The sequence below is a fragment of the Paracoccus sp. KKT209 genome (genome assembly GCF_055635455.1).
This window is the reverse complement of the sequence record NZ_CM145758.1, coordinates 1,532,069-1,557,825: the sequence shown is the minus strand read 5'-3', so window position 1 is coordinate 1,557,825 and position 25,757 is coordinate 1,532,069. Positions and strand designations below refer to the sequence as shown.

At 65.7% G+C, this 25,757-nt stretch carries 46 protein-coding genes and 1 tRNA gene; 18 read left to right on the top strand and 29 right to left on the bottom strand.

Translation table 11 applies throughout. The annotated features are described in order from the left end of the window. Nucleotides 1-2: 2 nt before the first annotated feature. From ACZ2G3_RS07850 to ACZ2G3_RS07840, 3 genes are read right to left on the bottom strand one after another with little or no spacing between them, the layout of a single operon-like run. Nucleotides 3-1,256 carry an AGE family epimerase/isomerase gene (locus tag ACZ2G3_RS07850; protein WP_470398903.1) on the bottom strand — a complete coding sequence of 418 codons (1,254 nt, stop codon included), beginning with the start codon at nt 1,254-1,256 and terminating at the stop codon, nt 3-5. Between the two features lie 13 nt (nt 1,257-1,269). Beyond that, nucleotides 1,270-3,591, bottom strand: coding sequence for a Tex family protein (locus ACZ2G3_RS07845; protein WP_470398901.1), 2,322 nt, complete (start codon nt 3,589-3,591; stop codon nt 1,270-1,272). Nucleotides 3,592-3,626: 35 nt separating this feature from the next. Beyond that, the gene (locus ACZ2G3_RS07840; RefSeq protein ID WP_470398899.1) at nt 3,627-6,176 is read right to left on the bottom strand and encodes a cation:proton antiporter; all 2,550 of its coding nucleotides are present in this window, start codon (nt 6,174-6,176) and stop codon (nt 3,627-3,629) included. Between the two features lie 182 nt (nt 6,177-6,358). On the opposite strand from ACZ2G3_RS07840, the gene ACZ2G3_RS07835 reads away from it, so the two are divergent. Further along, nucleotides 6,359-7,426 (top strand): alkene reductase, encoded by a 1,068-nt coding sequence (locus tag ACZ2G3_RS07835; RefSeq protein WP_470398898.1) that lies wholly within the window; start codon nt 6,359-6,361, stop codon nt 7,424-7,426. A 42-nt stretch (nt 7,427-7,468) separates the two neighbouring features. On the opposite strand, the gene ACZ2G3_RS07830 is transcribed toward ACZ2G3_RS07835, so the two are convergent. The 3 genes from ACZ2G3_RS07830 to ACZ2G3_RS07820 all read right to left on the bottom strand — a co-directional run bounded on the left by ACZ2G3_RS07830 (nt 7,469) and on the right by ACZ2G3_RS07820 (nt 9,723). Next, the gene (locus ACZ2G3_RS07830) at nt 7,469-7,723 is read right to left on the bottom strand and encodes a hypothetical protein (RefSeq protein ID WP_470398896.1); all 255 of its coding nucleotides are present in this window, start codon (nt 7,721-7,723) and stop codon (nt 7,469-7,471) included. Nucleotides 7,724-7,889: 166 nt separating this feature from the next. After that, nucleotides 7,890-9,296, bottom strand: a complete 1,407-nt coding sequence (glnA, locus tag ACZ2G3_RS07825) for a type I glutamate--ammonia ligase (protein WP_419267690.1) — start codon at nt 9,294-9,296, stop codon at nt 7,890-7,892. 88 nt (nt 9,297-9,384) lie between these two features. Continuing rightward, nucleotides 9,385-9,723, bottom strand: coding sequence for a P-II family nitrogen regulator (locus ACZ2G3_RS07820; protein WP_111301053.1), 339 nt, complete (start codon nt 9,721-9,723; stop codon nt 9,385-9,387). Between the two features lie 191 nt (nt 9,724-9,914). Here ACZ2G3_RS07820 and ACZ2G3_RS07815 point away from each other — a divergent pair, with 191 nt between their 5' ends. Together ACZ2G3_RS07815 and ACZ2G3_RS07810 are read left to right on the top strand one after the other, a co-directional pair. After that, entirely contained in the window at nt 9,915-11,378 is a 1,464-nt protein-coding gene (locus tag ACZ2G3_RS07815; protein WP_470398894.1) for an NAD(P)H-hydrate dehydratase, read from the top strand. 47 nt (nt 11,379-11,425) lie between these two features. Beyond that, nucleotides 11,426-11,510, top strand: a tRNA-Leu gene (locus ACZ2G3_RS07810). An 83-nt stretch (nt 11,511-11,593) separates the two neighbouring features. On the opposite strand, the gene ACZ2G3_RS07805 is transcribed toward ACZ2G3_RS07810, so the two are convergent. The 23 genes from ACZ2G3_RS07805 to ACZ2G3_RS07695 form a co-directional block, all read right to left on the bottom strand. Beyond that, the gene (locus ACZ2G3_RS07805) at nt 11,594-12,610 is read right to left on the bottom strand and encodes a site-specific integrase (protein ID WP_470398892.1); all 1,017 of its coding nucleotides are present in this window, start codon (nt 12,608-12,610) and stop codon (nt 11,594-11,596) included. After that, complete coding sequence (locus tag ACZ2G3_RS07800) at nt 12,607-12,807, bottom strand: hypothetical protein (protein WP_470398890.1); 201 nt, start codon at nt 12,805-12,807, stop codon at nt 12,607-12,609. Before ACZ2G3_RS07800 ends, ACZ2G3_RS07805 begins: the two co-directional genes overlap by 4 nt. Nucleotides 12,808-12,817: 10 nt before the next feature. Beyond that, nucleotides 12,818-13,153 (bottom strand): thermonuclease family protein, encoded by a 336-nt coding sequence (locus tag ACZ2G3_RS07795; protein WP_470398888.1) that lies wholly within the window; start codon nt 13,151-13,153, stop codon nt 12,818-12,820. Nucleotides 13,154-13,244: 91 nt separating this feature from the next. Then, nucleotides 13,245-13,649, bottom strand: a complete 405-nt coding sequence (locus ACZ2G3_RS07790) for a hypothetical protein (RefSeq protein ID WP_470398886.1) — start codon at nt 13,647-13,649, stop codon at nt 13,245-13,247. Continuing rightward, a complete protein-coding gene (locus tag ACZ2G3_RS07785) occupies nt 13,642-13,821 on the bottom strand; it encodes a hypothetical protein (protein ID WP_470398884.1) in 180 nt (59 codons plus the stop codon). Before ACZ2G3_RS07785 ends, ACZ2G3_RS07790 begins: the two co-directional genes overlap by 8 nt. Before the next feature lie 11 nt (nt 13,822-13,832). Continuing rightward, nucleotides 13,833-14,186, bottom strand: a complete 354-nt coding sequence (locus ACZ2G3_RS07780) for a DUF968 domain-containing protein (RefSeq protein ID WP_470398882.1) — start codon at nt 14,184-14,186, stop codon at nt 13,833-13,835. Further along, nucleotides 14,183-14,380 (bottom strand): hypothetical protein, encoded by a 198-nt coding sequence (locus ACZ2G3_RS07775; RefSeq protein ID WP_470398880.1) that lies wholly within the window; start codon nt 14,378-14,380, stop codon nt 14,183-14,185. Before ACZ2G3_RS07775 ends, ACZ2G3_RS07780 begins: the two co-directional genes overlap by 4 nt. After that, nucleotides 14,377-14,829 carry a hypothetical protein gene (locus tag ACZ2G3_RS07770; protein ID WP_470398878.1) on the bottom strand — a complete coding sequence of 151 codons (453 nt, stop codon included), beginning with the start codon at nt 14,827-14,829 and terminating at the stop codon, nt 14,377-14,379. The genes ACZ2G3_RS07775 and ACZ2G3_RS07770 overlap by 4 nt, the downstream gene beginning before the upstream one ends. Then, nucleotides 14,829-15,038, bottom strand: coding sequence for a hypothetical protein (locus ACZ2G3_RS07765; protein WP_470398876.1), 210 nt, complete (start codon nt 15,036-15,038; stop codon nt 14,829-14,831). Before ACZ2G3_RS07765 ends, ACZ2G3_RS07770 begins: the two co-directional genes overlap by 1 nt. Beyond that, on the bottom strand, nt 15,035-15,202 hold the full coding sequence (locus ACZ2G3_RS07760) for a hypothetical protein (protein WP_470398875.1): 168 nt from the start codon (nt 15,200-15,202) through the stop codon (nt 15,035-15,037). Before ACZ2G3_RS07760 ends, ACZ2G3_RS07765 begins: the two co-directional genes overlap by 4 nt. Continuing rightward, nucleotides 15,199-15,663, bottom strand: a complete 465-nt coding sequence (gene ssb / locus ACZ2G3_RS07755; RefSeq protein WP_470398873.1) for a single-stranded DNA-binding protein — start codon at nt 15,661-15,663, stop codon at nt 15,199-15,201. The genes ACZ2G3_RS07760 and ssb overlap by 4 nt, the downstream gene beginning before the upstream one ends. Continuing rightward, nucleotides 15,660-16,274, bottom strand: coding sequence for an RAD52 family DNA repair protein (locus ACZ2G3_RS07750; protein WP_470398871.1), 615 nt, complete (start codon nt 16,272-16,274; stop codon nt 15,660-15,662). The genes ssb and ACZ2G3_RS07750 overlap by 4 nt, the downstream gene beginning before the upstream one ends. Then, nucleotides 16,274-16,528 carry a hypothetical protein gene (locus ACZ2G3_RS07745; RefSeq protein ID WP_470398869.1) on the bottom strand — a complete coding sequence of 85 codons (255 nt, stop codon included), beginning with the start codon at nt 16,526-16,528 and terminating at the stop codon, nt 16,274-16,276. The genes ACZ2G3_RS07750 and ACZ2G3_RS07745 overlap by 1 nt, the downstream gene beginning before the upstream one ends. Beyond that, nucleotides 16,515-16,700 (bottom strand): hypothetical protein, encoded by a 186-nt coding sequence (locus tag ACZ2G3_RS07740; RefSeq protein WP_470398868.1) that lies wholly within the window; start codon nt 16,698-16,700, stop codon nt 16,515-16,517. Before ACZ2G3_RS07740 ends, ACZ2G3_RS07745 begins: the two co-directional genes overlap by 14 nt. An 82-nt stretch (nt 16,701-16,782) precedes the next feature. Beyond that, a complete protein-coding gene (locus ACZ2G3_RS07735) occupies nt 16,783-17,091 on the bottom strand; it encodes a hypothetical protein (protein ID WP_470398866.1) in 309 nt (102 codons plus the stop codon). A gap of 109 nt (nt 17,092-17,200) precedes the next feature. Beyond that, nucleotides 17,201-17,512: a hypothetical protein gene (locus tag ACZ2G3_RS07730; RefSeq protein ID WP_470398865.1), complete on the bottom strand. Its 312-nt coding sequence runs from the start codon at nt 17,510-17,512 to the stop codon at nt 17,201-17,203. Beyond that, a complete protein-coding gene (locus tag ACZ2G3_RS07725; protein WP_470398863.1) occupies nt 17,505-17,687 on the bottom strand; it encodes a hypothetical protein in 183 nt (60 codons plus the stop codon). Before ACZ2G3_RS07725 ends, ACZ2G3_RS07730 begins: the two co-directional genes overlap by 8 nt. Further along, on the bottom strand, nt 17,684-18,016 hold the full coding sequence (locus tag ACZ2G3_RS07720) for a hypothetical protein (protein ID WP_470398862.1): 333 nt from the start codon (nt 18,014-18,016) through the stop codon (nt 17,684-17,686). Before ACZ2G3_RS07720 ends, ACZ2G3_RS07725 begins: the two co-directional genes overlap by 4 nt. Next, nucleotides 18,013-18,225 (bottom strand): hypothetical protein, encoded by a 213-nt coding sequence (locus ACZ2G3_RS07715; protein WP_470398860.1) that lies wholly within the window; start codon nt 18,223-18,225, stop codon nt 18,013-18,015. Before ACZ2G3_RS07715 ends, ACZ2G3_RS07720 begins: the two co-directional genes overlap by 4 nt. Next, nucleotides 18,225-18,587 (bottom strand): hypothetical protein, encoded by a 363-nt coding sequence (locus ACZ2G3_RS07710; protein WP_470398858.1) that lies wholly within the window; start codon nt 18,585-18,587, stop codon nt 18,225-18,227. Before ACZ2G3_RS07710 ends, ACZ2G3_RS07715 begins: the two co-directional genes overlap by 1 nt. Next, nucleotides 18,587-18,772, bottom strand: a complete 186-nt coding sequence (locus tag ACZ2G3_RS07705; RefSeq protein ID WP_470398856.1) for a hypothetical protein — start codon at nt 18,770-18,772, stop codon at nt 18,587-18,589. The genes ACZ2G3_RS07710 and ACZ2G3_RS07705 overlap by 1 nt, the downstream gene beginning before the upstream one ends. Further along, nucleotides 18,772-19,047: a hypothetical protein gene (locus ACZ2G3_RS07700; RefSeq protein WP_470398854.1), complete on the bottom strand. Its 276-nt coding sequence runs from the start codon at nt 19,045-19,047 to the stop codon at nt 18,772-18,774. Before ACZ2G3_RS07700 ends, ACZ2G3_RS07705 begins: the two co-directional genes overlap by 1 nt. A 256-nt stretch (nt 19,048-19,303) precedes the next feature. Beyond that, nucleotides 19,304-19,588, bottom strand: coding sequence for a helix-turn-helix domain-containing protein (locus tag ACZ2G3_RS07695; protein WP_470398852.1), 285 nt, complete (start codon nt 19,586-19,588; stop codon nt 19,304-19,306). Between the two features lie 94 nt (nt 19,589-19,682). Here ACZ2G3_RS07695 and ACZ2G3_RS07690 point away from each other — a divergent pair, with 94 nt between their 5' ends. From ACZ2G3_RS07690 to ACZ2G3_RS07620, 15 genes are all read left to right on the top strand, one after another. Next, nucleotides 19,683-19,895 (top strand): hypothetical protein, encoded by a 213-nt coding sequence (locus tag ACZ2G3_RS07690; protein ID WP_470398851.1) that lies wholly within the window; start codon nt 19,683-19,685, stop codon nt 19,893-19,895. Beyond that, nucleotides 19,892-20,173, top strand: coding sequence for a hypothetical protein (locus tag ACZ2G3_RS07685; protein ID WP_470398849.1), 282 nt, complete (start codon nt 19,892-19,894; stop codon nt 20,171-20,173). Before ACZ2G3_RS07690 ends, ACZ2G3_RS07685 begins: the two co-directional genes overlap by 4 nt. A 10-nt stretch (nt 20,174-20,183) precedes the next feature. Next, entirely contained in the window at nt 20,184-20,492 is a 309-nt protein-coding gene (locus tag ACZ2G3_RS07680; RefSeq protein ID WP_470398847.1) for a hypothetical protein, read from the top strand. After that, nucleotides 20,489-20,833: a GIY-YIG nuclease family protein gene (locus tag ACZ2G3_RS07675; protein WP_470398845.1), complete on the top strand. Its 345-nt coding sequence runs from the start codon at nt 20,489-20,491 to the stop codon at nt 20,831-20,833. The genes ACZ2G3_RS07680 and ACZ2G3_RS07675 overlap by 4 nt, the downstream gene beginning before the upstream one ends. Beyond that, complete coding sequence (locus tag ACZ2G3_RS07670; RefSeq protein ID WP_470398843.1) at nt 20,830-21,690, top strand: DUF1376 domain-containing protein; 861 nt, start codon at nt 20,830-20,832, stop codon at nt 21,688-21,690. Before ACZ2G3_RS07675 ends, ACZ2G3_RS07670 begins: the two co-directional genes overlap by 4 nt. A 64-nt stretch (nt 21,691-21,754) precedes the next feature. After that, nucleotides 21,755-22,036: a hypothetical protein gene (locus ACZ2G3_RS07665; protein WP_470398842.1), complete on the top strand. Its 282-nt coding sequence runs from the start codon at nt 21,755-21,757 to the stop codon at nt 22,034-22,036. Further along, complete coding sequence (locus ACZ2G3_RS07660; RefSeq protein WP_470398840.1) at nt 22,033-22,275, top strand: hypothetical protein; 243 nt, start codon at nt 22,033-22,035, stop codon at nt 22,273-22,275. Before ACZ2G3_RS07665 ends, ACZ2G3_RS07660 begins: the two co-directional genes overlap by 4 nt. Then, entirely contained in the window at nt 22,272-22,580 is a 309-nt protein-coding gene (locus ACZ2G3_RS07655; RefSeq protein WP_470398839.1) for a hypothetical protein, read from the top strand. The genes ACZ2G3_RS07660 and ACZ2G3_RS07655 overlap by 4 nt, the downstream gene beginning before the upstream one ends. Then, on the top strand, nt 22,577-22,903 hold the full coding sequence (locus ACZ2G3_RS07650; protein ID WP_470398838.1) for a hypothetical protein: 327 nt from the start codon (nt 22,577-22,579) through the stop codon (nt 22,901-22,903). The genes ACZ2G3_RS07655 and ACZ2G3_RS07650 overlap by 4 nt, the downstream gene beginning before the upstream one ends. After that, nucleotides 22,900-23,172 (top strand): DUF6378 domain-containing protein, encoded by a 273-nt coding sequence (locus ACZ2G3_RS07645; protein WP_470398837.1) that lies wholly within the window; start codon nt 22,900-22,902, stop codon nt 23,170-23,172. The genes ACZ2G3_RS07650 and ACZ2G3_RS07645 overlap by 4 nt, the downstream gene beginning before the upstream one ends. Beyond that, entirely contained in the window at nt 23,169-23,663 is a 495-nt protein-coding gene (locus tag ACZ2G3_RS07640; RefSeq protein ID WP_470398835.1) for a hypothetical protein, read from the top strand. Before ACZ2G3_RS07645 ends, ACZ2G3_RS07640 begins: the two co-directional genes overlap by 4 nt. Beyond that, nucleotides 23,660-24,532 (top strand): DNA cytosine methyltransferase, encoded by an 873-nt coding sequence (locus ACZ2G3_RS07635; protein WP_470398834.1) that lies wholly within the window; start codon nt 23,660-23,662, stop codon nt 24,530-24,532. Before ACZ2G3_RS07640 ends, ACZ2G3_RS07635 begins: the two co-directional genes overlap by 4 nt. Further along, nucleotides 24,529-24,762 carry a hypothetical protein gene (locus ACZ2G3_RS07630; RefSeq protein ID WP_470398832.1) on the top strand — a complete coding sequence of 78 codons (234 nt, stop codon included), beginning with the start codon at nt 24,529-24,531 and terminating at the stop codon, nt 24,760-24,762. The genes ACZ2G3_RS07635 and ACZ2G3_RS07630 overlap by 4 nt, the downstream gene beginning before the upstream one ends. Beyond that, a complete protein-coding gene (locus ACZ2G3_RS07625; protein WP_470398830.1) occupies nt 24,759-25,088 on the top strand; it encodes a helix-turn-helix domain-containing protein in 330 nt (109 codons plus the stop codon). The genes ACZ2G3_RS07630 and ACZ2G3_RS07625 overlap by 4 nt, the downstream gene beginning before the upstream one ends. Further along, nucleotides 25,085-25,675, top strand: a complete 591-nt coding sequence (locus tag ACZ2G3_RS07620) for a hypothetical protein (RefSeq protein WP_470398828.1) — start codon at nt 25,085-25,087, stop codon at nt 25,673-25,675. Before ACZ2G3_RS07625 ends, ACZ2G3_RS07620 begins: the two co-directional genes overlap by 4 nt. Nucleotides 25,676-25,757 lie beyond the last annotated feature (82 nt).

Sequence of the window (25,757 nt, the reverse complement as noted above, 5' to 3'; positions counted from 1 at the left end):
AGTCAACCCGCATGGTTTTTGTCAAGTGGCCCGATATCGTGCAGCTGTTGCGCCTGCCGCGACAACCCGCGCGCCAAGGGCAGCAGATCGGCCTGCAGCGCGTGATAGATGTCGGGCTTGCCCGCGAACTGGCGGCTGGACGGCCGGTCGTCGGACCCCAGTTCGGGGAACCATCCGCCACGCTCATGGTCGATCAGGTGCGCGGTGGCGAAATCCCACAGCCGACGATACCAAGCCTCATCCCCCCGCTGCGGGTCCGCCTTGATCAGGGCGGCGACGGCGCCGATCGCCTCGGTCACGGGCCACCAATAGCGGGCCGGATTGTCCACCGCCCCTCCGAAGCGCAGCGTATAGGCCAGCCCGCCCCGCTGGTCGTCCCAGGCATCGGCCAAGGCCCGCTCGGTCAGGGCGCGGGCCTGCGCGGGCGCATCGTCCGCAGGCCGCCCCGCCAGGTCCCACCATTGCAGCAGCAGGCGCGCCATCTCGAAGCTGTGGCCGGGGGTGGTGCCGGCGGGCCGGAACATGGGGTTGCCCGCATAGGCGCGGTCGGGTCGCCAGTCCCCGTCGTAATGTTCCGGGATCCGCCAGCCTTCGGAGGCAGCCTGACCCGCGATGAAGAAATCCAGGGTGCGGCCCGCGCGGCGCAGGTATTCGCCCTCGCCGGTTGCCTCATGCGCGGCCAGCAGCGCCTCGACCCCGTGCATGTTGGCATTCATGCCGCGATAGGTCGAGAAGGGCTGCCAGTCGCGGGTGAATTCGTCGCGGAACAGCCCTGCCGCGTCGTCCCAGAAATGCCGGTCCAGCACCTCCGCGATGTCGGTCAGCAGCCGGTCGGCATCGGGATGCCCCGCCATCCTGGCGCTGGAGGCCGCCAGCAGGACGAAGACATGGCCATAGGCCAGCTTGGTCCCATCGGCCACCTGGTCCCCCTCGAACGACCAGACGAAGCCGCCGTGGCCGCGGTCGCGATGATGCGACCACAGATAGGCCATGCCCTGGTCGATGATCCCGGCGGCATCCGGCCGCCCGGCCATCTGCCCCAAGGCATAGGAATGCACCAGCCGCGTGGTCGTGTGCAGCTCCTGCACCTGACCGGGCAGCGGGCGTCCGTCCAGGTCCAGAACGTGAAACCCGCCGCCCCTGCGCGGGCTGGCATCAAAGAAATCCAGCGCGCGGCCGGCATCGGCGGCCAGAAAGGCGCGGTGCTGCGGGTCGTTCAGCCAATGGCCGGCGAAGTCGTGCTGTCCTGCCTGCATCGGTCCGTTCCTTTCAGCGCTTGCGCAAGGCGTCGGCCAGGGCCGAGCCAAAGGCGCCCTGCCCGGCACCGCCCTTTGGGCCCGCCTGCCCGCCGCGCGGCTTGCCCGGTGCCTTGTCGGACCGCGCCGGGCGCGGCTCCGTGGCGCCGCCGTCCTTGCGCATCGTCAGGCCGATGCGCTTGCGCGCCACGTCCACCTCGGTCACGCGGACGCGGACGACGTCCCCCGCCTTGACGACCTCATGCGGGTCCTTGACGAACCGGTCGGCCAGTTGGCTGACATGGACCAGCCCGTCCTGATGGACGCCGATATCCACGAAGGCCCCGAAGGCCGCGACATTGGTCACGGTGCCTTCCAGCGACATGCCCGGGCGCAGGTCGCCGATGTCCTCGACCCCTTCGGCAAAGCTGGCGGTGACGAAACCGGGGCGCGGGTCGCGGCCGGGCTTTTCCAGCTCAGTCAGGATGTCGCGCACGGTCGGCAGGCCGAAATCGCCACTGACGAAATCCTCGGCCCGCAGCCGCTTGAGGGCCGTGGGATCGCCCATCACCGCCCGCAGGTCGCGCCCGCAGGCGCCGACGATCTTGCGCGCCAGGCCATAGGCTTCGGGGTGGACGGCCGAGGCGTCCAGCGGCTCGTCCCCGTCGCGGATCCGCAGAAAGCCCGCGCATTGCTCGAAGGCGCGCGGCCCGAGGCCCGCGACCTTCTTCAGCGCCGCGCGCGACCGAAAGGCGCCGCCGGCATCGCGATGCGCGACGATGGACTGGGCCAACGACGGCCCCAGCCCCGCGACATGCGCCAGAAGCGGGGCCGAGGCCGTGTTCAGGTCCACCCCCACGGCGTTCACGGCATCCTCGACGACGGCCTCCAGCGTCTTGGCCAGCTGGCGCTGGTCCACGTCGTGCTGGTACTGGCCCACCCCGATCGACTGCGGCGGCACCTTGACCAGTTCGGCCAGCGGGTCCTGCAGCCGCCGGGCGATCGACACCGCGCCCCGCAGGCTGACGTCCAGGCCCGGAAACTCCTTCGCCGCCAGTTCCGACGCCGAATAGACCGAGGCCCCGGCCTCGGACACGATCACCTTGGTCGGCACCTTCGCGCCCTTGGGCAGGTGTTTCAGGACATCCGCCACCAGGCGTTCGCTGTCGCGACTAGCGGTGCCGTTGCCGATGGCGATCAGGTCCACGCCATGTTTCGCGATCAGCGCCAGCAGCGTGGCTTCGGCCCCGCGCAGGTCGTTCTTGGGCTGGAACGGATAGATGGTGGCGGTGTCCAACAGCTTGCCCGTGCCGTCCACCACCGCGATCTTGCAGCCGGTACGGATGCCGGGGTCCAGGCCAAGCGTCGCGCGGGGACCCGCGGGCGCGGCCAGCAGCAGGTCGCGCAGGTTGCGGGCAAAGACCTGGATCGCCTCGTCATGCGCGCGTTTGCGCAGTTCGGTCAGCAGGTCGATATACATCGTGTTCGACAGCCGCACGCGCCAGGCCCAGCCCGCCACGCCCCGCAGCCAGTCCGCCCCCGCCCCCTGTCCCACCGGACCAAGCGCCTGCGCCACGATCCCCTCGGCCCGCGCAGCCCCCGTCTCCGGATCGGGCGAGATGTCGATGGTCACGACCTCTTCCTTGGCCGCCCGCAGGATGGCCAGGGCGCGATGGCCGGGAATGCCGGCCCAGGTTTCGCGGTGGTCGAAATAATCGCTGAACTTGGCGCCGGCCTCCTCCTTGCCGGCCACCACGCGGGCCGCGATGATCGCCTCGCGGCGCATGAAGTCGCGCAAGGACCCCAGCACCCCGGCATTCTCGGACAGTTCCTCGACCAGGATGTCGCGGGCGCCTTCCAGCGCGGCCTTGGGCGTCTCGACCGCGCCCTGGACATAGGCCGGGGTCAGCGCCGCCGGATCGCGGGCCGGATCGGCCTGGATGGCGCGCAGCAGCGGCTCCAGCCCGTTCTCGCGCGCGATCATCGCCTTGGTGCGACGCTTGGGCTTGAAGGGCAGATAGATGTCCTCCAGCGCGGCCTTGGTCTCGGCCGCCCCGATGCTGCGGGCCAGGTCGTCGGTCAGCTTACCCTGGTCGCGGATCGAGCCCAGGATCGCCGCGCGGCGTGCCTCCATCTCGCGCAGATACGCCAGCCTTTCGGCCAGGGTGCGCAGCTGCGTGTCGTCCAGGCCGCCCGTCACCTCCTTGCGATAGCGCGCGACGAAGGGGACCGTGGCGCCCCCGTCCAGCAGCCCTGCGGCGGCGGTCACCTGGGCGGGCGAGGCCGCGATTTCGGCGGCGATCTGGCGGGCGATGCGCGAAGCGGTGGCAGAGGCAGTAACGGCGGCGGCGTCCATGCGGAACCCTCGGGTCTTGGTGGTGAAGCGCCTGTCTAGCCCGTCGATGGGGCCGCGCCAAGCGGCGCGTCAAGCTGCAGTTCGGGCAGGCGCAGCACCTCGCCGGCCGAGGCCTTGCCCACGATGCTGTCGCGCACCGCCTGCCGCAGCGCCGGCGACCGCTTCAGCAGTCGACGAAAGCCAGTCTCGTCCAGCATCAGAAGGCTGGTCGGCGTGATCGCCCGCACCTCGGCCCGGCGGATGCGGCTGGTCAGGACGCCCATCTGGCCGAACATCTCGCCGCGCCCGAGGCGGGTGGTCTGGCCGGCGACCTCCTGTTCGACCGCGCCCGAGGCCACGAAAAAGACCGTGCGCGCAGGCGTGTCCTTGCGGGTGATCAGGTGGCCGGCGTTCACGTATCGGGTGCGCACCTCGCGGCTGAGGCGCTTGAGGTCGCCGTCGTCCAGATCCTCGAACAGGGGGAACTGGCGCACCAGGTCGTTCTTGCGCAGCGCCAGGTCCAGCTTGGGGCGGCGCTCGGTCTGCTGGCGGCGGCGGGCGATGTCCAGCATCAGCTCGGTATGCACCTCGGATCCGATCAGCCCGTCCTCGCGCAGGGCGTTGTATTCGCGCTCTTCCAAGCGCAGCGCGGTCCGGCGGATGAAGCGCCGCTCCAGTTCCTCGGCATAGCCCGGATATTGCAGCCGCAGACCTTCCAGCGCGGTCTCGACGGCCTCGATGCGGCGGTTCAGCAATTCGTGCAGCAGCTCGGCCACGCGGCGGCCGTGGATGCGCCGGATGCGCCGGTCGATGAAACCGTGGATGTCGCGCAGGATCAGACGTTTGGCCAGCAACATCTCGAAACGGTCTGCGGTCATGCGGGCCAGGCTGCTCGGGATGCCAAGCCGGTTGCGCAGAAAGGCCGCAAAGCGGAAGGCGGGACCATAGCTGAGGCCGGATCGCGCGGCCCGCTGATAACCCGTGCGCCCGCCCGACCGCGCGCCTTCGATCAGGCGATCCGCGTCGAACAGCGCCTGTTCGGACAACCGGGCCGAGATGGCACGCTCGCGGAAACGCTGCAGGATCACCTCACGCTCGTGGGCTGCCAGCGCGATCAGGCCCAGGGTGATGCGGTCGCGGTCCAGGATCTCGGCATTGTCCTCGGCCTCGGCGCGTTCGACCGCGTCGTCCAGCCGTTCGGCAAAGCGCTTGGCCTCGCTGCGCACGGTTTCGCGGGTCAGTTCATAGTTCTCGGTGGCTGAGGCGACGCCTTCGCGGACGCTCTGCAGCGCGACCGCCACGACCTGGTTCGACAGCGCCCGGTCCAGGGGCGACAGCTTGTCCAGGCCCAGCAGGCTGATGACGCCGCGCAGCGTGGTGCCCTGCACGATCAGCGTAAAGAGGGTAAAGCCGGTCGCCAGGATGCCGACCAGTCGCTTGGTCTCGACCGGCACGCGCAGGCTCTCCGTCACGGCCAGCGCCAGCGCCAGGGTGACCGCGCCGCGCAGGCCGCCCCACATGATCGCGACGCGGTAGGGCCGCTGGATGCGGGGCGACAGCCGCAGCCCGGTCAGCAGCGGCAGCAGCAGGAACAGGATGATGGCGCGGGCCACGAAGGCCGCCAGCACCACCAGGCCCACCAGGACCAGATCGGCCAGCCGCACCTCGCCCAGCAGGCGCGGGATCAGCAGCGCGGCCAGGATGAAGATCAGCGCCCCGGCCCAATGCGCCAGAAGGCCCCAGACCTCGCGCAGGTTGACCCAGAAGGCCGGCGCCAGCCGCCCCGGTCCCATGAAGTTCAGCGTCACCCCGGCCGCCACGACGGCGATCACGCCCGACGCGCCCAGCACCTGTTCCGCGCCGATATAGGCCAGATAGGGCACCGCGACCGAGACCGAGATCTGCGCCGTCTCGAACCGCCCGAAGACCCCCATCAGCATCAGCGCGATCCGCGCCACCAGCCAGCCGGCCAGCGCCCCGCCCAGGATCAGCGCCGGAAACTGCGCCAGCGCCTCGCGCAGCGTCGGGTTCGGAACGCCCAGCATCACATAGCTCATGAACAGGCCGAACAGCGCGATGGCGGCGGCGTCGTTCAGCAGGCTTTCGCCCTCGATGATGCGGGCCAGACGCCGCGGTGCCGACAGCGACCGAAAGATCGAGACGACGGCCGAGGGGTCGGTGGTCGAGACGATGGCCCCGATCAGCAGGCCCACCATCAGGGGCAGCCCACCGATCCAGGCCAGCGCATAGCCGATGGTCAGGGTGGCCACGACCACGGCCACCACCGCCAGGGTCAGGATCGGCACCCAGTCATCCAGCATCCGGCGGATGTTCATCTCCAGCGTGGCCTGAAAGATCAGCGTCGGCAGGAACACGTACATGAACACGCTGGACCGGATCGGCAGCGACAGGATGCTTTCCGCGATCGGGTTCAGCGTGTCGGTCAGGTCGGTGCGCAGAAAGAAGATCGCGCCGCCGCCGATCATGATTCCGATCGCCGCCAGCATCACGCTGAAGGGCAGCGAAAGACGCGCCGCCAACGGCTCTGCCGCAGCGATCAACAGGAACAGGACGGCGGTGAAGGTCGTCAGCAGAACGATATCCATGCCTTCGGAATAAAGGCATATCTCGTCATTTGGAAGAAGCCTGCCGCCACATCTGGCCCGGTTTCGAGGCGCTGACGGCGAATTGAGGCAGCCCGGCCTGCCTTGAAATCCGCAGGCCCGACCTACAGGTCAGAGCGGGGGCCGAAGACGGCCCCCAAGATGTTGAAGGAAAGGAAGACGCGATGTCGTCGATGTTCGAGCCGCTGACCCTGGGCGCGGTCACCCTGAAGAACCGGGTCGTGATGGCCCCGCTGACCCGCAGCCGCGCGGGAGAAGCCCGGGTGCCCAATGACCTGATGGTGGAGTATTACGGCCAGCGCGCCGGCGCCGGGCTGATCCTGTCCGAAGCGACCAGCGTCATGCCGATGGGCGTGGGCTATGAGGCGACCCCCGGCATCTGGTCCGAGGAGCAGGTCGCGGGCTGGTCCGCCGTCACCCAAGCCGTCCACCAGCGCGACGGGCTGATCTTCCTGCAACTGTGGCATGTCGGCCGGATTTCCGACCCGCAGTTGCTGGACGGGCAGCTGCCGGTGGCACCCTCGGCGATCCAGCCCTCGGGGCATGTCAGCCTGCTGCGCCCCAAGCGGCCCTATGCAACGCCCCGCGCGCTGGAGACCGACGAGATCCCCGGGATCGTGGAGGCCTATCGCCTGGCCGCGGCCAATGCCCGGCGCGCCGGTTTCGACGGGGTCGAGATCCACGCGGCGAACGGCTACCTGATCGACCAGTTCCTGCAGGACCGCAGCAATACCCGCAGCGACCGGTATGGCGGCTCGATCGAAAACCGGACCCGGCTGCTGGAAGAGATCGCGGATGCGGTCATCGGGGTCTGGGGCGCGGACCGCGTGGGCGTGCACCTGGCGCCGCGCGGCGATGGGCATGACATGGGCGACAGCGATCCGCGCGCCCTGTTCACGCATGTCGCCCGGCAGATGGGCCGGCGGGGCGTGGCCTTCCTGTGCCTGCGCGAACACCTGGCCGAGGACAGCCTGCTGGACGCCATCCGCGACGCCTTTGGCGGCCCGGTCATCGCCAACGAGGGCCTGACCCGCGAGACGGCGGCGGCGCTGCTGGCCGAGGGTCGGGCGGATGCGGTGGCCTTCGGACGCGACTTCATCGCGACGCCGGACCTGCCCGAGCGGTTCCGCCGGGGCCTGGCCCTGAACGACCAGGATCCTGCGACCTTCTACCAGGGCGGCGCGCAGGGTTATGTCGACTACCCGATCGCCACGGGTCTGGCCGCCGAATGATCGGAGGCCTCGGGGCCGGGCCTCTGCCCGGCCCGGGGCGGATCAGCCGCCGTTGCGGCTGGAAAAATCGACCATCCCGCCGCGCGGCAGGGCCGTGACCTGCACGATGTCATTGGCCGACAACCCGCGGCGGGCCAGGTCGCGCGTGTCGTAGATGTCGCCTGCGCGGCGGTCGACGGTCATAGCCGTCATGGACGGCCTGACGAATTCGGGACGTTCGTTCATGCCCATCGATCCGGCAGATGCGGGAACGGCGGCAAGGCTGGCCAGGACGGCGGCAAGGGCAAAGCGGGTCATGTGACATCTCCACGGGCTGGGGTGAGGGATCTTGCTGATCCTGCCTTCAGCCACGTATCACCCGCTCCGGGCAGTGCAGCGGTCACGCAAGCGTGACAGCGCCGATAGGGCCAAATGGAAAGGACGGCCACTGGGGCCGCCCTTTCTGTTGGTCGTCAGGCTGCGATCAGCAGCTGTAATACATCGCGTATTCGACGGGATGGGGGGTGTGCTCGTAGGCATACACCTCTTCCCACTTCAGGGCGATGTAGGATTCCAGCTGGTCGCGGGTGAAGACGTCGCCCTGCAGCAGGAAGTCCATGTCCTTGTCCAGCTCCTCCAGCGCCTCGCGCAGGCTGCCGCAGACGGTCGGAATCTCAGCCAGCTCCTCGGGCGGCAGGTCGTAGAGGTCCTTGTCCGAGGCCGGGCCCGGATCGATCTTGTTCTTGATGCCGTCAAGGCCGGCCATCAGCAGCGCCGCAAAGGCCAGGTAGGGGTTGGCCGCCGGATCGGGGAAGCGGGCCTCGACGCGCTTGGCTTTCGGCGATTCCGTCCACGGGATGCGGACGCAGCCCGACCGGTTGCGGGCCGAGAACGCGCGCAGCACAGGAGCCTCGAAACCCGGGATCAGACGCTTGTAGCTGTTGGTCGAGGGGTTGGTCAGCGCGTTCAGTGCCTTGGCGTGCTTCAGGATGCCGCCGATGAAATACAGCGCCTCCTGGCTCAGGTCGGCGTACTTGTCGCCCGAGAACAGCGGCTTGCCGTCCTTCCAGATCGACATGTTCACGTGCATCCCCGAGCCGTTGTCGCCCTTCATGGGCTTGGGCATGAACGTCACCGACTTGCCATAGGCATGGGCGACGTTGTGGATGACGTACTTGTATTTCTGGATGTTGTCGGCCTGCTCGACCAGACCACCAAAGATCAGCCCCAGCTCGTGCTGGCAGGTCGCGACCTCGTGGTGGTGCTTGTCGACCTTCATCCCCATGCGCTTCATGGTGGACAGCATCTCGCCCCGGATGTCCTGGGCGGTGTCGATCGGGTTCACCGGGAAATAGCCGCCCTTGTGGGCCGCACGGTGGGCGGTGTTGCCCATCTCGTATTCGGTATCGGTGTTCCAGGCGGCATCGGCGGCGTCGATCTGGAACGACACCTTCTGCGGCGTCACCGAATAGCGCACGTCGTCAAAGATGAAGAACTCGGCCTCGGGGCCGAAATAGGCGGTGTCGCCGATGCCCGATGCCTTCAGATAGGCCTCGGCCTTGGCGGCGGTCCCGCGCGGGTCGCGGCTATAGGCTTCGCCCGTGTCCGGCTCGACCACGTTGCAATGCACGCACAGCGTCTTTTCGGCATAGAACGGATCGATATAGACCGAGGCCGGGTCCAGGATCAGTTTCATGTCCGACTGGTCGATCGACTTCCAGCCCGCGATCGAGCTGCCATCGAACATGAAGCCTTCCTCGAAGAAGTCCTCGTCGACCAGGTCGCGGTCCAGGGTCACGTGCTGAAGCTTGCCCTTGGGGTCGGTGAAGCGCACGTCGACATAGGCGACATCCTCTTCCTCGATCAGCTTCAAGACATCCTTGATTTCCATCTCTTCCCTTTCTTCATGGTAGCAACCCGGCGGCCGAGGCGGCCGGGCGCGGGAGTCTGCAGTCGTTCCGCTTGGTCCCTGGTGTCAATCAGACCGCGTCGTCGCCGGTCTCGCCGGTCCGGATGCGGATCGCCTGTTCGACAGGCAGGACAAAGATCTTGCCGTCGCCGATCTTCTCGGTGCGCGCCGCGCTGACGATCGCCTCGATGGCCGCCTCGACCTGGTCGTCGGGCAGCACCATCTCGATCTTCACCTTGGGAAGGAAATCGACCACGTATTCGGCGCCGCGATACAGCTCGGTATGTCCCTTCTGGCGACCGAAGCCCTTGACCTCGGTAACGGAAAGGCCCTGCACGCCGACTTCCTGCAGCGCCTCCTTCACATCGTCCAGCTTGAACGGCTTGATGATCGCCTCGATCTTTTTCATCGCATCTGATCCTTCCTCGCGGCTTGCCTGACGCCTGATTGGCGCGTTTGATGGATGGCGTAAATGAGGCAGCTTGAACTTGGTGCGGCGGAATGCAGGCCGTCCCGCCAGTTGCCCTAACTTTGGTCACTCTGCGTAGAATATAGGCAAATCCCATGCTGCACGGCACCCGTATCCTGAGCAGCGCCCAAATGCGCGCCATCGAATCTTCCGCCATCGCCCAAGGGACGGTGACCGGCCTGACACTGATGGAGCGGGCGGGGCATGGCGTCGTGGCGGCGATTCTGGACCGGTGGCCGGACCTCGTGCAGGCGCCGGGGCGGGCTGTGGTCCTTTGCGGGCCGGGCAACAACGGCGGCGACGGCTTTGTCATCGCCCGGCTGCTGGCAGAGCGGGGGTGGCAGGTGCGCGTCCTGCTGGCGGGCGATCCGGCCGCCCTGCCCCCGGACGCGCGGCGCAACCACGACCTGTGGCGGGCCTTGGGGCCCGTCGAAGCGCTGCCCGAAGTACCCGAAGCCATTGCTGCCGACCTTGCCGTGGATGCGCTTTTCGGGATCGGGCTGACGCGGCCTGTCGATGCCTTCGCGCCCGCCCTGGCCGCCCTGCGCGCCGCGCCGCGGCTGGTGGCGGTCGATGTGCCAAGCGGCATTTGCGCCGACAGCGGGCGGGTGATCGGGGCCGCAGGTCCTGCCCCGGCCGACCTGACCGTGACCTTTCACCGGCCCAAGCCGGGTCACTACCTGTCCCAGGGGCCGGCGCTGTGTGGCCATCTGGCGCTGGTCGATCTGGGGCTGACGGGCGCGGATGATGGCCCGCCAACCACCAGGGTCGAAGCTGCGGACCTGGCCAAGGCTCAGGGGCACAAGTTCGACCATGGTCACGCCCTGATTGTTGCGGGCGGGCCTGCACAGGGCGGCGCGGCACGGCTGTCGGCGCGCGCGGCGCTGCGCATCGGGGCGGGGCTGGTGACCCTGTGCCCGCCGCGCGCGGCCTTGCCGGAACATGCCGGTCCGCCCGATGCGCTGATGCGGCGCGCGCTGGATGGGCCCGAGGATCTGGAGGGGCTGCTGGCGGATGCCCGCATCGCGGTCCTCTGCCTCGGTCCCGGCTGTGGGATCGACCGGGCCGCAAGCCTGCTGCCGCCGCTGCTGGCCTCGGGCCGAGCGGCGGTGCTCGATGCCGATGCCATCACCGCCCTGGCCGGTCGCGCGGACCCGTTCCACGACCTCCACGGCCGCTGTGTCCTGACCCCTCATGCGGGAGAATTCGGGCGCCTGTTTCCCGACCTGGCGCAGCGCCTGGACGAACCTCCGCTGACCGGGCCCGCCTTTTCGCGGCTGGATGCGGCGCGCCAGGCCGCCACCCGCGCGGGCGCGGTGGTCCTGCTGAAGGGTCCCGATACCGTGATCGCCGCCCCCGATGGCCGCGCGGCGGTTCATTCGGCCCCGGACCTGCCTTGGCTTGCGACGGCGGGCGCGGGCGACGTGCTGGCGGGGATGATTACGGGACTGCTGGCGCGCGGCTGGCCGGGGCTGGAGGCCGCTGCGGCCGCGACGCTTGTTCACGCGCGCGCCGCCCGCCGCTTTGGTCCCGGCCTGATCGCGGATGACCTGCCCGACCAGCTGCCCGCCGTGCTGCGCGACATGGGGGCGTGATTTTCCCCCTCGCCTCGGCCCGCGGCCTTTGCTATGAGGCCGCCGATGCGGGTGTGGCGAAATTGGCAGACGCACCAGATTTAGGTTCTGGCGCCGCAAGGCGTGGGGGTTCAAGTCCCTCCACCCGCACCATGCTGCAATTATTGACCATTTTGCGCGTCAGGTCCAGCCATATCACGGCGCGCAAATAAAGTTTCGCACTCTATTTCGGCAATTCACGAATCATTCTTGTTCTGTTCCCGGCGGCGTTGCGCCAGTCTTGACATGCGCTTGCCGTCAGCCTGCCCACGATACTTCTGCACCATCTTGAGTGTCAGGTGGCCGGTCACGGCTTGGATCTCGGCATCACTGCAACCGGCCTCGGCCAGCTGCCGCGCGGCGGTATAGCGCCAGCCATGCGGGACAAGCCGCCCCTCGCCAGCCCTTGCGCCGATAGCTGCCCGCACGTCCTCAACGGCCTTCTGCACAGCCCGCTTGCCCAAGGGCCGCGCGGCGTCCAGCGCCAGGATATGCGCCCCGCGCCGTTCCAGCCCCGCCAGATATTCCCGCAGCCGCTCCGGGCAATAAACCCACAGCCGCGTGCCGGTTTTCTGCTGAACGACGCTCATAAATTCCCCATCGAACTCTGCCCACCGCATCGCCACGCAGTCGCCGAGGCGCTGCCCGGTGCCCACGGCAAGCTCATAGACCGTTCGGGCCACTGTTCCCGCATGTGCCGCTCCCTCATAGGCAAGCAGCATGTCGTCGGGCCACGCCTCATAGTTGCCGCCCTTGCGTTTCTTGATGTCGGTGACTGGGTTGGCCTTGATCCATTCCAGATCGACGGCAAGCGCGCACAGTTGCCGCAGCACCGCCAGCCGTTCATTGGCCTTTGACCAGTTGTCCGACAGCTTTTCCTGCACGGCCTTGGCTTGGGCGCGGGTGAACTGGCGCACGTCCTTTGGCCCGTTCTTGGTGCGGATGTCCTCGCAGTGGCGGCGGTAATTGCCCTGCGTGCCCTTGGCGAGGCGCTTGAAGTTGTCGGAGGCGTAATACCGCTGCACCAGCAGTTCCCATGTCGTCTTGACCGGCAGCCGGGTCTTGCCCGAGCGGATCGCCCAATACTCGCGCGCGAATTCTTCGGTGTCGGGGTTGTCCGGCAGGCGGTGATACACCTTCGCCCGGCGGAAATAGATGTATTCCCGCCCCTTGACGGTCTTGATCTCCAGATAGGGCAGGTCCGGTTTTCTCATGCTTCGAATTCGTCTCTGTTCATGGCTTCGCCCGTCTTGATACGGCGCAGGTCGTCGGTTGCCCATCGCTCCACGTCACCGATGCGGCATGGTCGCGGCAAAGCCCCCTGCCCCACCAGTCGCCGGAAGTCTGCCGGGGTCATGTCCAGCAGCTTCGCGGCTGTGGCTTCCTTTGCAAAGATCGGCGTCAGAGACATGCCGCCTCCCTCATTTCACATGCCCCGCAGCGATCAGCGCCGCATTCAGCGACACCGGATCACCGGGGCGGAATACCTCGCCCAAGCACCGCCCGTATTTGCCGCGCGGGTCATAGCGGCGGCTGTCCATCAGCAGCTCCGGCCAGTCGGCAACCCATGCCGTCGTGAAGGCTGTTGCCAGCTTGCCGCGTTCCTCAGCATAGCGGCCGAACGTCTCCGGCGTGTCCACGTCATACAAGCGGATGGTCTCGCGGATGGTGGTGTGAAAGCCCAGGTCAATGTCGGCAAGCAGCGTGTCGCCGTCGATGACGCGGACCACGGCGATCTTGTATGTGTAAAGCTTCATGTCGTCTCCTTCGGCACAGCGCACCCGGCGCAGCAGGGGCGCCCGTCGCGTGTCGCGGACAGCGGGCGGGGCGATTGGCAGCAGGGGCAGGTCATGCGTTCCCCTCCCTTGCGGTCTTGGCGGGGCGGCGTAGGGCGCGGATGGCGGCGGCGCCTTCCGTAACCGCCCGGTTGTAATCTGGGAAGCGAGAGGGGGCATAACTCTGATGCAAGCACTCGCATTCCTGAGCCGCCGCCTCAATCGCCGCGTTCCACGCCTGCATCTGCATCTCATCCATTGCGGCAAGGTGGCGCTCGTGCCTTCGGTCAGCCTCGGCGTCCATGCTGTCGATCTGGCACATGGCACGGTTTAGCTCTGACTCCGCTGCTTCCAGCTTCTCGCGCAGGGCGGCGAGACGATCCGCCGCGATGTCGCAGCACTGGATGCCCATGTCTCGCAGCCGGTAGTCTAGCCGTTCGTCCGATACCTCGGCCTGCGCTTCATCACGATCAGTCATGGCGGGCCTGCGCTTCCAGCTGCTGCGAGATCCAGCGCGCCACGGCGATGCGTTCCGCCGGGTCGGTGGCGGTGCCAATGGCCATGTCCAGCATGTCGGACAGCGTGCCTTGCATCGTGCGGGTGCCAATGTGCAGTACGCGGATGGGTGCGGTGCGGATAGGTGCGTTCATGGGCTTGCTCCTCAAAAATCAATCTCGGTTTCGTTGTCGAGCCAAGCGCGGACCAGCGGCAAGAAGCCCCAGTCCGGGCCGTGCAGTTCTTCCCACGTCTCCTTGGCCTGATGGACGGACAGCGGCCCCGTCTGGTGGCAAGATTTGCACAGTGGGATCGTCTCGAAGTCGCTGGCCTTCATCGTGCCGTAGCGCCCGTGGTAAACGTGATGCGCGTCATTCGGCGGATAGCTGCGGCAGATCACGCAAGGCAGCATCTTGACGCGGGACATATGCGCCAGCCCTGCCTTGGTGCCGCGTTCCGGCTTGGGCTGCTTGGGGCCGAGCGGGCCACGGCCGGCCAAATCGCCGGGACGCGCGTTCATTGGCTGCGCCCCAGGTGCCACTGCCTGCACGTCCGGCAGCGGTAAACCTCCTGCGGTTCGGCCTTCACAAACGGCTTGCCCCAGGTGCGCCGGAAGATCGTCGGCGTCAGCTTCTTCAGCGCAACATGGGCTGCCTGCGGTGAGTGGTAGGCGATCTTGCCCATGCAGCCTGCGCGGGTGTCGTGAAAGGTCATCCCCGATCCTCCGGCATCGTCAGCATGACGCCCTGCTGCGTCCAGTGGCGGAACATGGCGTCAAGGAACTCGGTTTTCTGCGCCGTCGTGAAAAGGCGCGTGATGGGGAAGTCGATTGGCTCCATCATCATCTCAAGCTTTTCCTCGTAGCTGTGGGGCTTGATGAGGCGGTCGTATTTCTCGCAGAACGCCTCATCGTCGCGGCGCAGGATCGGCACCCCGCACCGCAGCTTGGTTTCGCCGCGCACTTCCTCGGCGGTCCGGTCGCCCAACTGTTCCGCGACCTCGCTGCACCATTTGCGCTGAAGGTGGTTCTGCGGATTGGTTCGCGGCAGGCCATCGCTCAGGCTGGCAGTGAACGGGCGGGCGCGGTGCTGGATCAGCGCGATCAGCGATGCCGCGTCTATGTCGTTCCGAACCGGCCGGATCTGGGTCTTGCCGCGTGCCATCAGCGTTCCTCCGCAGCCTGCCGGATCATCGGCCGCCATTGCGCCACGTCCGCATCGGTTACATCCCGGTCCAGAAGTGCGCGGGTTGCCATTTCCCAGAACAGGTGCGGCGGCTCCCGCCAGGGTTCAGCCACGTCATAGGCCGCGCAAAGCTCCGCAGCCGTAAAGCGGTGCGGCGGGTGTTCGGGCATGGGGGCGGGGCGGGTCATGCTTCGCCCCATTCTTCGCCCCATTCCTGCGAGGGGATGGAACTGCGATCAAACAATTCCTTGATTTCGATGTCAGGATGGGGGTTCGGCTTTTTGGTAAGCGTTAGCTTCCAAGTGATGCCGCCCTTCCAGCGCCACGCATATGCAAAAGGCTTGTCGGTCACAGCCGCACCTCAGGGCCAAATGGAATTTCGTCGTCATAGTCCGACCGCCCCGGCAGGCTTCCCCCCGGTGCCCCGCCCGCCTGCGCGCCGCTGGACTGCTGGCGGTCGCCGCTTGGGCCGTCCAGCATCTGGAGCGTGCCGTTCATGCCGCGCAGCACGATCTCGGTCGAATACTTGTCAGCCCCGGATTGGTCTTGCCATTTGCGGGTTTCCAACTGGCCCTCGATGTAGACCTTGCTGCCTTTCTTCAGGAACCGCTCGACCACACCCACCAGCCCTTCGGGGTGGATGGCGACCGTGTGCCATTCCGTCTTTTCCTTGCGCTCCCCGGTGTTCTTGTCCTTCCAGGTTTCCGACGTGGCGATGCGCAGGTTCGCGACCTTGCCGCCATTCTGGAAGCTGCGCACCTCGGGGTCGCGGCCCAGATTTCCGATGATGATGACTTTGTTGACGCTGCTCATGCTGCTTGCTCCTTCGGTGTGTTGCGGGCCTTCGCGGCCTTCGCGGCGTCGATCACGCGCGCGTCTTTCTTCAGATCGGCGGGCAGGTCGCGCCAGATCGCGTTGGCGGCGTCCACGGTGTCGGCTTTGGCGAAGCTGCCCACCGCCTCGGTGACGGCGTAGTCATCAACGTTCACGCCGACGTTCTCGCGGGCCTTGTCATACAGGGCCAAGCCGAACGGGTTGCCGAAGCTGCGAAGCGCACGCTTTAGGCTGTCGGTCACAGCTTCTTTGATGGCGCTTTCATGGGCCAAGCCCAGATCCACATCGTAGCCATGACCGGCGCCCACGTCCTCGCGGGTCACGCCATCAACGACAACCTGCACGGTGGCGACATAGGTCACGCCGAAACCGGGCTTCTTGTCCTTGCCGATTTCGCGCGGGGCTTCTGCGACGGTGCGGCAGTTGACGATGGTGTAGGACCAGCCGCCGAACCCAAAGATCCGGTTGGCCTCGGCCATTGCGTGCCAGCCTTCGATATAGTCGCCTTTCGGCCCGAACTTCTGGGCGGGCTTGATGTGTGACGGCTCCAGCTTCTTGCCAAGCTGGACGGATGCCTTGTCCCAATCCATCAGCGGGCCTCCTGTTCGATGATTGCCAGCGCCTGACGCTCCAGGCGGGCGTTGTAGTGGATGCTGCCCATCGCGCCCTTGGCGATGTCGTCGTCATTCCAGAATGGGCTGTCGAGGTTGCGGAAGGCGCGCGGGGCGGCTTGGTGCATCGCATCGCGCGACACATCGGCCAGGATCTCGGCGCACTTGGTCTGCCCGATGCCGAACGGGTCCGACAGGATCAGGCGGGGCTGGTGAAATTCAGGGCGTTCCATCTGCGGTCCCTTTGGCAAAGTCGCGGTCGATGCGTTCGCAGAGAATGTCGAAGGCACGGCTTTCGGTGTATTCGGTGAATGCCTTCTGATCCTCATCTGTGAGGCGGTCCCCCTCGCCACGGCCGCGCCCACACATGAAGGCGTTCCGGGCAAGTTGGCCGATCTGATACATTTGCTTCGGGGTCATTTGTCGGTCCCTTTCGGTGAATGAGGTTGCCGGGGGCGGGGAGGACTTCGCCCCCGGCAGAACTGCGCTACGCGGGAGGAGGACACGCGCGCAGTGTGGGAATGTGGGGTGAGCCGGTGCCGAGGCATGCGGGGCACTCAAGCGCGGCAAGGCCAGCGGTGAAGCCGGTGTCCTCCTCCACCACGCCGAAGCCGCTGCACATCTGGCAGGCGCGTTCGCCGTCTGGGTTGCGCATCCAGACGCGGGGCAGTTGCGGGGCTGCGGGGTATGCGTCCGAGGCGCGGGAAACGCTGATGATCCAGTCCGCAGCGGCCATCACGTCCAGCCCCTCGGGGGCATTGGCAAACTGGGCGTCTATGAACTGGTCGCGGTTCACATCGGCCCCCATGCGTCGATCAGCAGACGGGTGGCCACATACCCAAGCACAGTGCCGACGAAAGCAACGCAGGCCACGTTGATAATGGCGACGATCCAGACGGCGCGGGTCATGACTTAGCGTCCATCTTGATCAGCGTGGCGGCAGCAAGACACCCGCCACAGTCTCGCTGCATGCCGGGATTGGAATGCGCTGCATCTGCCCAGGCTTCTTGGGCGCAGAAGCCTTCGCAATATTGGGCCTTGTAAGACATCAGCGCCGCTCTAGCCGCATGTTCGGCTTGCGTCCGCTCCAGCACTTCCAGCGCCAGGTCGTAGCAGTCCAAGCCGCTGCCGGTCAGCAGGCAGCCCATGCTGTCGCTCTCGGGGTCGAAGCTTTCCACGGCTTCGCGCAGGGTCGCGATCTGTTGCGGGCTAAACATCGTCGTCCTCCTGATAGGCGTGGCGCAGGTTGCCGATGGCGTTATCTGAGGCGCGCGTGTCGTCAGGGCGGGCGATCACATCACCGGCCCACACCAGTTCCAGCAGGTGCTGGATGTCGGAGTTGTTGGGGTCGCGGGTCTGGCGCAGGGCTGCCATGAATGCGGCGGGGGTCATTCTGCTACCCCTCCCTGCGTGTCACGGAGGGCGGCGGCCAAGCGGCGGATGTGCCCGACCTTAATGCGGAAGGATGGGCTGTGCCGGCTGTCGTCAATGCGGCCAACCTCGCAATCATCGTCCATCGTGGCGCCGATATCGCGCTCATATCCAGCGATTGCCTGCATCGCTGCGCAGGCCCACTCGGCAGCCGCCCGCAGATCGTCGGCGGCAGGGGCGGCGCGGCGGGCGAGAAGTTCGCGGGCCATGTCAACGGCATCTTGGTCTGTTGCCCATTCAGGGTTCGCGACGATGCGTTTCAGCGTCTCATCCGTCAGCGTCGGGGTCATCGCAGCACCTCCGCAAGCGGCTGGCCGAACCACTGGATGGCGCGGGCAATGCTGATCACGGCGGGGTTGAACCCGTGCCAGGCGCAGAGCCAGAAGAACGCCACGAACAGGATCATCGCGAGGGCAGACACCGGGCCGATGGTCGGCATCATGCGGGCCTCGTCGGCTTCGTTGTGTTCGCGGATGCGGTGAATGGTTTCCATGTCCATCAGCGGGCCTCCAGTGCGTCTGCGATTTCGGTGAGGGTGGCGATGGCGGCGCGGATGCGAACGGGGTCGGCGCTGAACTCCATGCTTGCGCCGAGCCGGTCGTCATACTTCTCAACGTAGACGTTGCCGTAGCTTCCGCAGACCAACTCCTTGCGCGTCACCGTGCGGACGGGGCCGGGCTGCGGGGCATTGGCGCGGGAGACGATGCGGAAATCACCGCTCTCATTGAGGGCTCCATCGCTGCCCTCGGGATAATAGCGCCCGTTCAGTACCCTGCCGATTGTGGACATGCCTCCGAGAGGCACATATTCCACCACGTCACCGGGCTGCACGTTCAGTTTCTTGAGGGTTCCGGTATCCATCACGCACCCCCTTTCAGCGCGTCAGCTGCGACATGGGCGGCGGGAACGATCTCGCGCCATTCGAGGGGCGACGTTTCCGACATGCGGTCGTCCAGAATGATCCACGGGGCGGCGGGCATCTTGATCGGCGCAGCTACACGGTGAGTGGAGGCGTCGATGCGGGCGGGGAAATAAAGCGAGGTCATCACACGCCACTCCCCAGCAGGTTCTTGCTCTGGATGCCGAAATCCACCTGACAGGCGGTCTCGCCATCGGTGCGGAACAGCGTCCACGACCCGTTGGGGGCCGAGATCAGCACCAGCGTGTCGCCCTGGTCGGGGTCGAAGCTGTTGCCCATCCACTGGAGGGTCTCGCCATATTCGGCGCGGTATTCGGCCAGAACCTCGACCAACGGGGAGCAGGCTGCGGCGGGTTGCGCGACGGCCAGTAGCGGCATCAGCGCAAGGGCGTATCGGGTCATGGGTCAGTCCTCCAACTGGCGGCGCCGGGATGGTGCCGATAGGAGAACTATGCTTCGACTATTGTCTAAGCGCAAGCAGAAAATTAGACGACGGTCTAAAAAAGTTAGACATGCTCAAAGCACTTGCGCCGACCGGTTCAGCTAGACCATAATCCAACGGAAAGGGGGCAAAACGTGAACATCAAAGAGTTTGAGGATTTTATCAGGGAATTGCCCGATGGCTTGGCCTACGCCCTTGTCGCCGACATTCGGGAGATCAAAGCAGGCCGCGAATGCTCGCTAGAACAAACTTGCGCCGCTCTTCGTCTAGCTGGAAGAACAGTTCCCGCAGTTCGTCATACTCAGCCTCGCCATCTATCTTGATGCCGAGAGCTTGAGCTATCGCGGCTGCGTTCTCGGCTCCTGTCGTGGACCCTTCCCGCTTCAGATACTTGTCCAGCGTGTGATAAGGCACTCCCGACCTGCGGGATAGCTCAGCCTTGTTCAAGCCGCGAGACTTCATCTCGGCCAGGACGCGATCTCTGAAGGAAGCCTGTTTCATAGCCAGATAGTAGGCCGGCGGGAAATAGGGCGCTACGAGACAATTCTCTAACATGGCACTTGCAATCTGACTTAGACTGTTGTCTAACTTAGATATGCAGAGAGAACGTCTAATCAAGGCCATCGAGACCTATGCCCTGCTATCGGGGCTGAAGGCGTCTACGATTTGCCAGTATGCGGTGCAGAACCGCAACTTCTACGACAACATCGTGTCCGGCGGCGACTACAGGGTTAGCACCGCCGAGCGCATTCTCGACTGGATCAAGAAAAATCCGGCCACTCTGCGTCAGCAGCGGGTTGGCGCATGACATGCCACCCGCTGAACATCGACCGGGACCAGTTGCTCCGCCTCGCTGCGGCAGATGCAAGCATCCTGTCGCCCCTTTCGGCTACGGCCCCGGCGACGGACAGGAAGGCGACACAATCCACGCCTGCCTTGAGCATCGAGACGCAGCCGACGCATGGCATCAGCGAATGTATCGCCAGCCGCTGCGCCAAGATGCAGTTCCGCAGCAACGAAGCCCGCAAGCGCTACCTGCAAGTCCACCGCGCACTGGCGACCTATTCGGAGGCTCGTGATGCGTAGGGCCGCCAAAGTGGATCGCAATCAGGCTGGCATCGTCGCGGCGCTTCGGGCGGTCGGGGCCTCGGTCCAGCCGCTTCATTCGGTCGGCCAGGGCTGCCCGGATCTGGCGGCAGGGTTTCGCGGCAAGACGTATTTCCTCGAAATCAAGGACGGCTTGCTGCCCCCCTCGGCCCGCAAGCTGACCGACGCGCAGGTCAAGTGGCACGCAGAATGGCGCGGCCATGTCGCGGTCGTCACCAGCGCAAGCGAGGCGCTGAAGGCCATCGGCGTCACAAGCTACGCCGACCTGCGCCGCCAGATCATCGGAGATGCAGAATGAGCAAAGCTTCCGTCCAAAAGATTGATTTGCACGGCAAGGATCGCCGCAGCGCGCGGTGGGTTTACGTCCTGCAAATGGATTGCCCGATGCAATACGTGAAGATCGGCTTCACCTTCAACATCGAAAGCCGCATCCATTCGTTCCGCACCGCTTCGCCCTACGAGATCAGCGTTGCGAAGCTTTGGGGTCCGTATGACATCAAGTTTGCCCGGCATTTGGAGCGCGAACTGCATGATGCTTTCGCCCACTCAAATGTCAGAAGCGAATGGTTCGACGCGGACCCCGACGACATCGAAAACTGCGCGGCGCAGATCGTCGCGCGGGAATGGGTGCGGGCATGAGCGGGCGCATCCCCTACTTCGATTTCTACCCAACCGACTTCATGCGCGGCGTTCGCGGCCTGACGGCTGCCGAGGTGGGTGTTTACACGATGCTGCTGTGCCGGATCTACGAAGAAAACGGCCCGGTTGAATATCACCCCGTGCGCCTTTCGGCATACTGCGGAGTGCGTGAAAGCGTCCTGACCAAAGCCGTTGATCGGCTGGTCATCCTGGACAAGCTGAGCATCGTTGATGGGATGCTGAGCGACCGCCGTGCGATGAAGGAAATCGCATCGCGTGAAACCAAGTTGAAAAACTCGTCCCGCGCCGGAAAAGCTAGCGCCGATAAAAGACAGCAAAAACAACAGCAGGACTCAACGACCGTTCAACAGTCGTTCAGCCATACAGATACAGATACAGATAAGAAGAAAGAGGGTTCTAACGAACCCTTGTCGGCTGAGCCGACTGTGCCGGTTGATCCTCCCAAAGACCCCGTTGCCCCGCCGAAAGATAACGGCCCTCCGTTCTCGGAATTCTGGAGCGTCTGGCCTCTAGGCAAAATCTCAAAGCAGGCTGCCGAGAAGGCATGGCGCAAGCTTTCCGCCGCTGATCGTTCGCTGGCAATCGACCGTGCCGCCGTCTGGTCGGCGCAGTGGCGGCGCAACCACCCCCAAGCCAACCCCATTCACCCGGCCAGCTACCTCAACGGCAAGCGCTGGACCGATGAAATTCAACCCAACCTCACCCTGATCCCCGGAGGCCCCCGTGACCAACCTTCCCGCCATGATCGCAACGCCGCTGCCCGCACCGACGCCCTGCGCGACACGCTCGATGTCGCGGGACGAATGCGCCGCACATCGCAGCCGAATTGGATTTGAGGTTGAGATCGTGCTGCAAGGCTACTGGCAGGACCACATCGCCCCGGAAATGAAAGCCGCGATCATGGCTGACTGGGCTGATGAACTGGAGGACTGGCCGGTTGACCAGATCCGGTGGGCGCTGCGTGAATGGCGCCGCGAGAACAGCCGCCGCAAGCCGAACCCCGGCGACGTTCTGGGCGTGCTGAAAAAACGGCGCGGGGAAGAGTTCGCCAAGCAAGCCGCCGCGCTTCCCAAGCCTGAGCCTGTCGCCCCGGTCATCACCGAGGAGGCCCGCCAGCGCAACCTGAAGCTGGTCGAGGAACTGGGCTTTGGCTTCAAGCGCGTCCCGGAGGTGAAGGCATGACCCGTCACCCGATCAACGCCTTCTTCCGCCGGGGCCAGCCGATCCCGCTGACCGGCACCGACTTCACGATCCGCTTTGACGGCGGCGTGGATGCTCTGGCCCGCAAGGAGGCGATGGAGAAGCTGCGCGAGGACGGCTTTGTCCGCGAAGTCAAAGTGCATGACTTCCGCGTCTATGAGCTGACCGACGCCGGGGTTGGCTACGCCCGTTCGGTGCTGTGCATCCGGGTGGCGGCATGATGGCCCCCGCCGAGTTCGAGACGGTCATTGCCCATGCCTTCCGCACGGCAGATGACCGCGCCGCCGACGTGCAGGGCGACATTCGCATCCGCATGGAGCGCCAGGCCAAGCGCGCAGGCGTCGGTCCCCGGCCTTGGGTGAACACCGAAGCCCTGAAGGCGGGCCGCACGGGTGCCAAGCGCAAATACGACTACGACCAGATCCGCGCCATGTCCAAAAGCGGCATGAGCATTTCCCAAATCAGCGAAGCAACCGGCGCGTCCCGTCGCCAGCTGCAGGACCTTGTGAAAGAGGCATCCGCATGACCCACCCTCATTTCCTGATCCCCGAGAACGCCCCGCGCCAGCGCCCCAGCCACGACCCCTACACCAAGCGCGGGTCTGCCAACGTCATCCGCGACAACCGCGCCGCCGTGATCGAGATGCTGGAGCATATGGCAGACGCAGAGCCCCGCGAGACGTTCCTGGCGCTGTCGCCCTGCCGCAAGAAGCCGTGGCTGGCTGCTGCGATGAAAACCAGCGGGTTGATTGACGAAGACCCGAGCGAGAACGGGGCTTGTCGTCTGGTGCTGGCCGATGACGGTCGCCGCGCCCTTGCTGGCATCCGTGCCCGTGAGGTGACGGCATGAACCGCTCCGAGATCCTGAACACCGCCCGCGACTGCGTGACCCGCGACCGCGCCGCCACTCACGGCGATGCAGAACGCACGTTCGGCCTGATCGCCGCCTACTGGTCTGCGCACCTCGACCACGCCGTCACCGCAACCGACGTGGCAGTGATGATGGGCCTGCTGAAGATTGCCCGCATCAAAGCAACCCCGGCCTGTGCCGATCACTGGGTGGACCTTGCCGGGTATTCGGCCTGCGGGGGCGAGATCGCCATGGAGGCAGCCCAATGACCGACGCACAACTGGTGGCCCAATACTTCGCCAAGGGCGGCAAGGTGACCGTCTGCCCGCCCAGGACGTATTCGCAAGACGCCGCTGCCCCGCTGTCGTGGCGGGAAATGGACCGTGCCCGCTTCCAGCAGGTCCAGCACAAGAAGCGGATGGAGAGCGCCACCAAGGGCCTGACGCCTGAAGTGGTCCGCTCTGCGCTTGCCGTGGCGACGATAGCCCAGGCAGCCGAGGAGCTTGGGGTATCGGCCCGCTACCTGCGCCGCCGGGCCGCATCATTCGGCATTCAGACCGAGGCGGCAGCGACTTATGCCAAGCACAAGGACGTGCCGACCGAGCGTCTGGTGGACCTGATCGCCCAAGGCATGAGCGCGTCAGCGGCCGGGGCCAAGTTCGGAATGGGTGAAAACACGGTTCGGGATCGCCTGAAGCGCGCCGGGCTGTCGGTTGCCACGATCCGCGCCCGCCACGCCAGAATGGAGGATGCCGCATGAGATACATGTCCGTCTGTTCCGGGATCGAAGCTGCGACCCAGGCTTGGCACCCCCTCGGATGGGATGCAGCGGCATTCAGCGAGATCGAGCCGTTCCCGTCTGCCGTCCTCGCCCACCATTACCCCAACGTGCCCAACCTAGGCGACATGACCAAATTCAAGGAGTGGCCGGATGCAAATGTCGATGTTCTCTGCGGCGGAACCCCATGCCAGGACGCCAGCATCGGTTACGCAGCCGGGTCAGGACGTGCGGGCCTCGGCTTGGATGGAAGCCGTTCTGGCCTCGCATTTTCCTTTGTCGGAATTGCCGAGAGATATGACCCGGATTGGATCGTTTGGGAGAATGTTTCGAACGTCTTGGCGGCTCGGCATTCCGGCGGATTTCTCCGCTTTGCCGCAGACCTTGCCGAACTCGGGTATCATGTCGCCTGGCGTGTGCTGGATCAGCGACACTTTGGGATGCCCGACCAACCACGCCCCCGGCTCTGGCTGGTCGGGCATCGTGACGCCCGATGCGCCGCAGCAGTATTACTTGAGCCAGAAGGCGATCACGGGAATTGCGCGCCGAGACAGGAAGCCGCGCCTGTTCTCACCGCAACGGGGGGAATGGCTTTCGATGACCGAACGCCATGCATCCTGGGCGAGCGCGGCCCAAGAATAGCCACCCCTGAAGAATGGGAGGCCGCAATGGGCTTCCCTCAAGGCTTCACCCGCATCCCCTATCGCGGCAAGTCCGCAGAGCAGTGCCCGGATGGGCCTCGCTACAAGGCAATCGGCAATAGCTGGTCGGTGGAGTGCGCCCGCTGGATCGGCCAGCGCATCGCCCTGGTGGATGCAATGACCGTCCCTCAACTGGAGGCAGCCCAATGAACCCCATCAATTTCTGCGCCAACTGGAGCCGCAAGGACGCCAACCGCAAACACCGTCGCGGGGAGGCCATCACCCGCCGCGACGACAGGCAGCATGATCGCCACACGAAGAACGCGGCCCTGAGAGACGCTGTGCGGGCCGTGGGTGGCGGAGACGTGGATGATTGGCCCCAGACTGACGGGCAGGACGGAACGGGCGCCCACGGGGCAAATGAGGGGCTGAGCGAATGAGTGGCAGCGTAACGCGCAGCACATGGATGCGGTTCAAGGTCGCCAGAGCTCGGGCGGGCTATACATTCCAAGCTATAGCAGACCTTTGCGGCGTGTCCCCGCAAGCGGCAAAGAAATGGGAGGACGGGATATCTGTGCCTTCCTCAGAGCGGTTGCTGATGATTTGCCTCGCATTCGATTGCTCCATTGAATGGATCATGTCGCCTGCGCCGCTGGATTTTCACAGCACAGACGTGGCGCCGCAGGGGCGCCATGCCAAGTATTGGGTCCGTGAAGCGATGGATGAGTATTTCGCCCGGAACAAACAGCAAGGGCTGAGCGAATGAGCAAGACCAAGAGCCGCAAACTGGCAGCACAACGCCGCGCAGGTAACGCCTCCGCACTCGCACGCAACAAGAAGGGGGTCACAATGCCCACAGCATCCTGGGACCACGGCGCCACCGGCCCGGCAAACCGCAACGGCCTCATCATTGAACAGCGCGGCGAACCCTGCCCGGAGACAGGCGAGATGATCAACCCCAATGGGATCACGGGCGCCCGCCGCGTCGATCTGCTGGAGGTCTGGCATGCCAAGGGCCGGATCAGCACCAAGGGCTTCAATGCAGCTGTGAAGCTACGGGACGCCTTCGAGGCCACGCAGAAGGGCAAGCCCGCCCTGCCGGACAATGACCGCGTGCAGAGCAGCCCCAAGCCGGATCATGCCATCGCGATCATGGTGGACCGGATCAGCGCGCTGACGGCCATCACCAAGCACATTCCCGACAGTGATCGGCGCATCGTCTTGGCCTGTGTCGCAGAGGGCAATCACCCGGCCAAGGTCTATGGGGCGCTGAGCTGGGAAGCCGGGATGCAACACCTTGCGGCTGCCCTCGACAGATTGGGCGACGCGATGGAAAAAAGCGCGGGCCGGTGATTTTTATGCTTGACGGTGTGGGCAACTGGCCATATAACTAAGACATAGCCAAGGGGCAGCGCGCCCCGCTCAGAGGAGAACA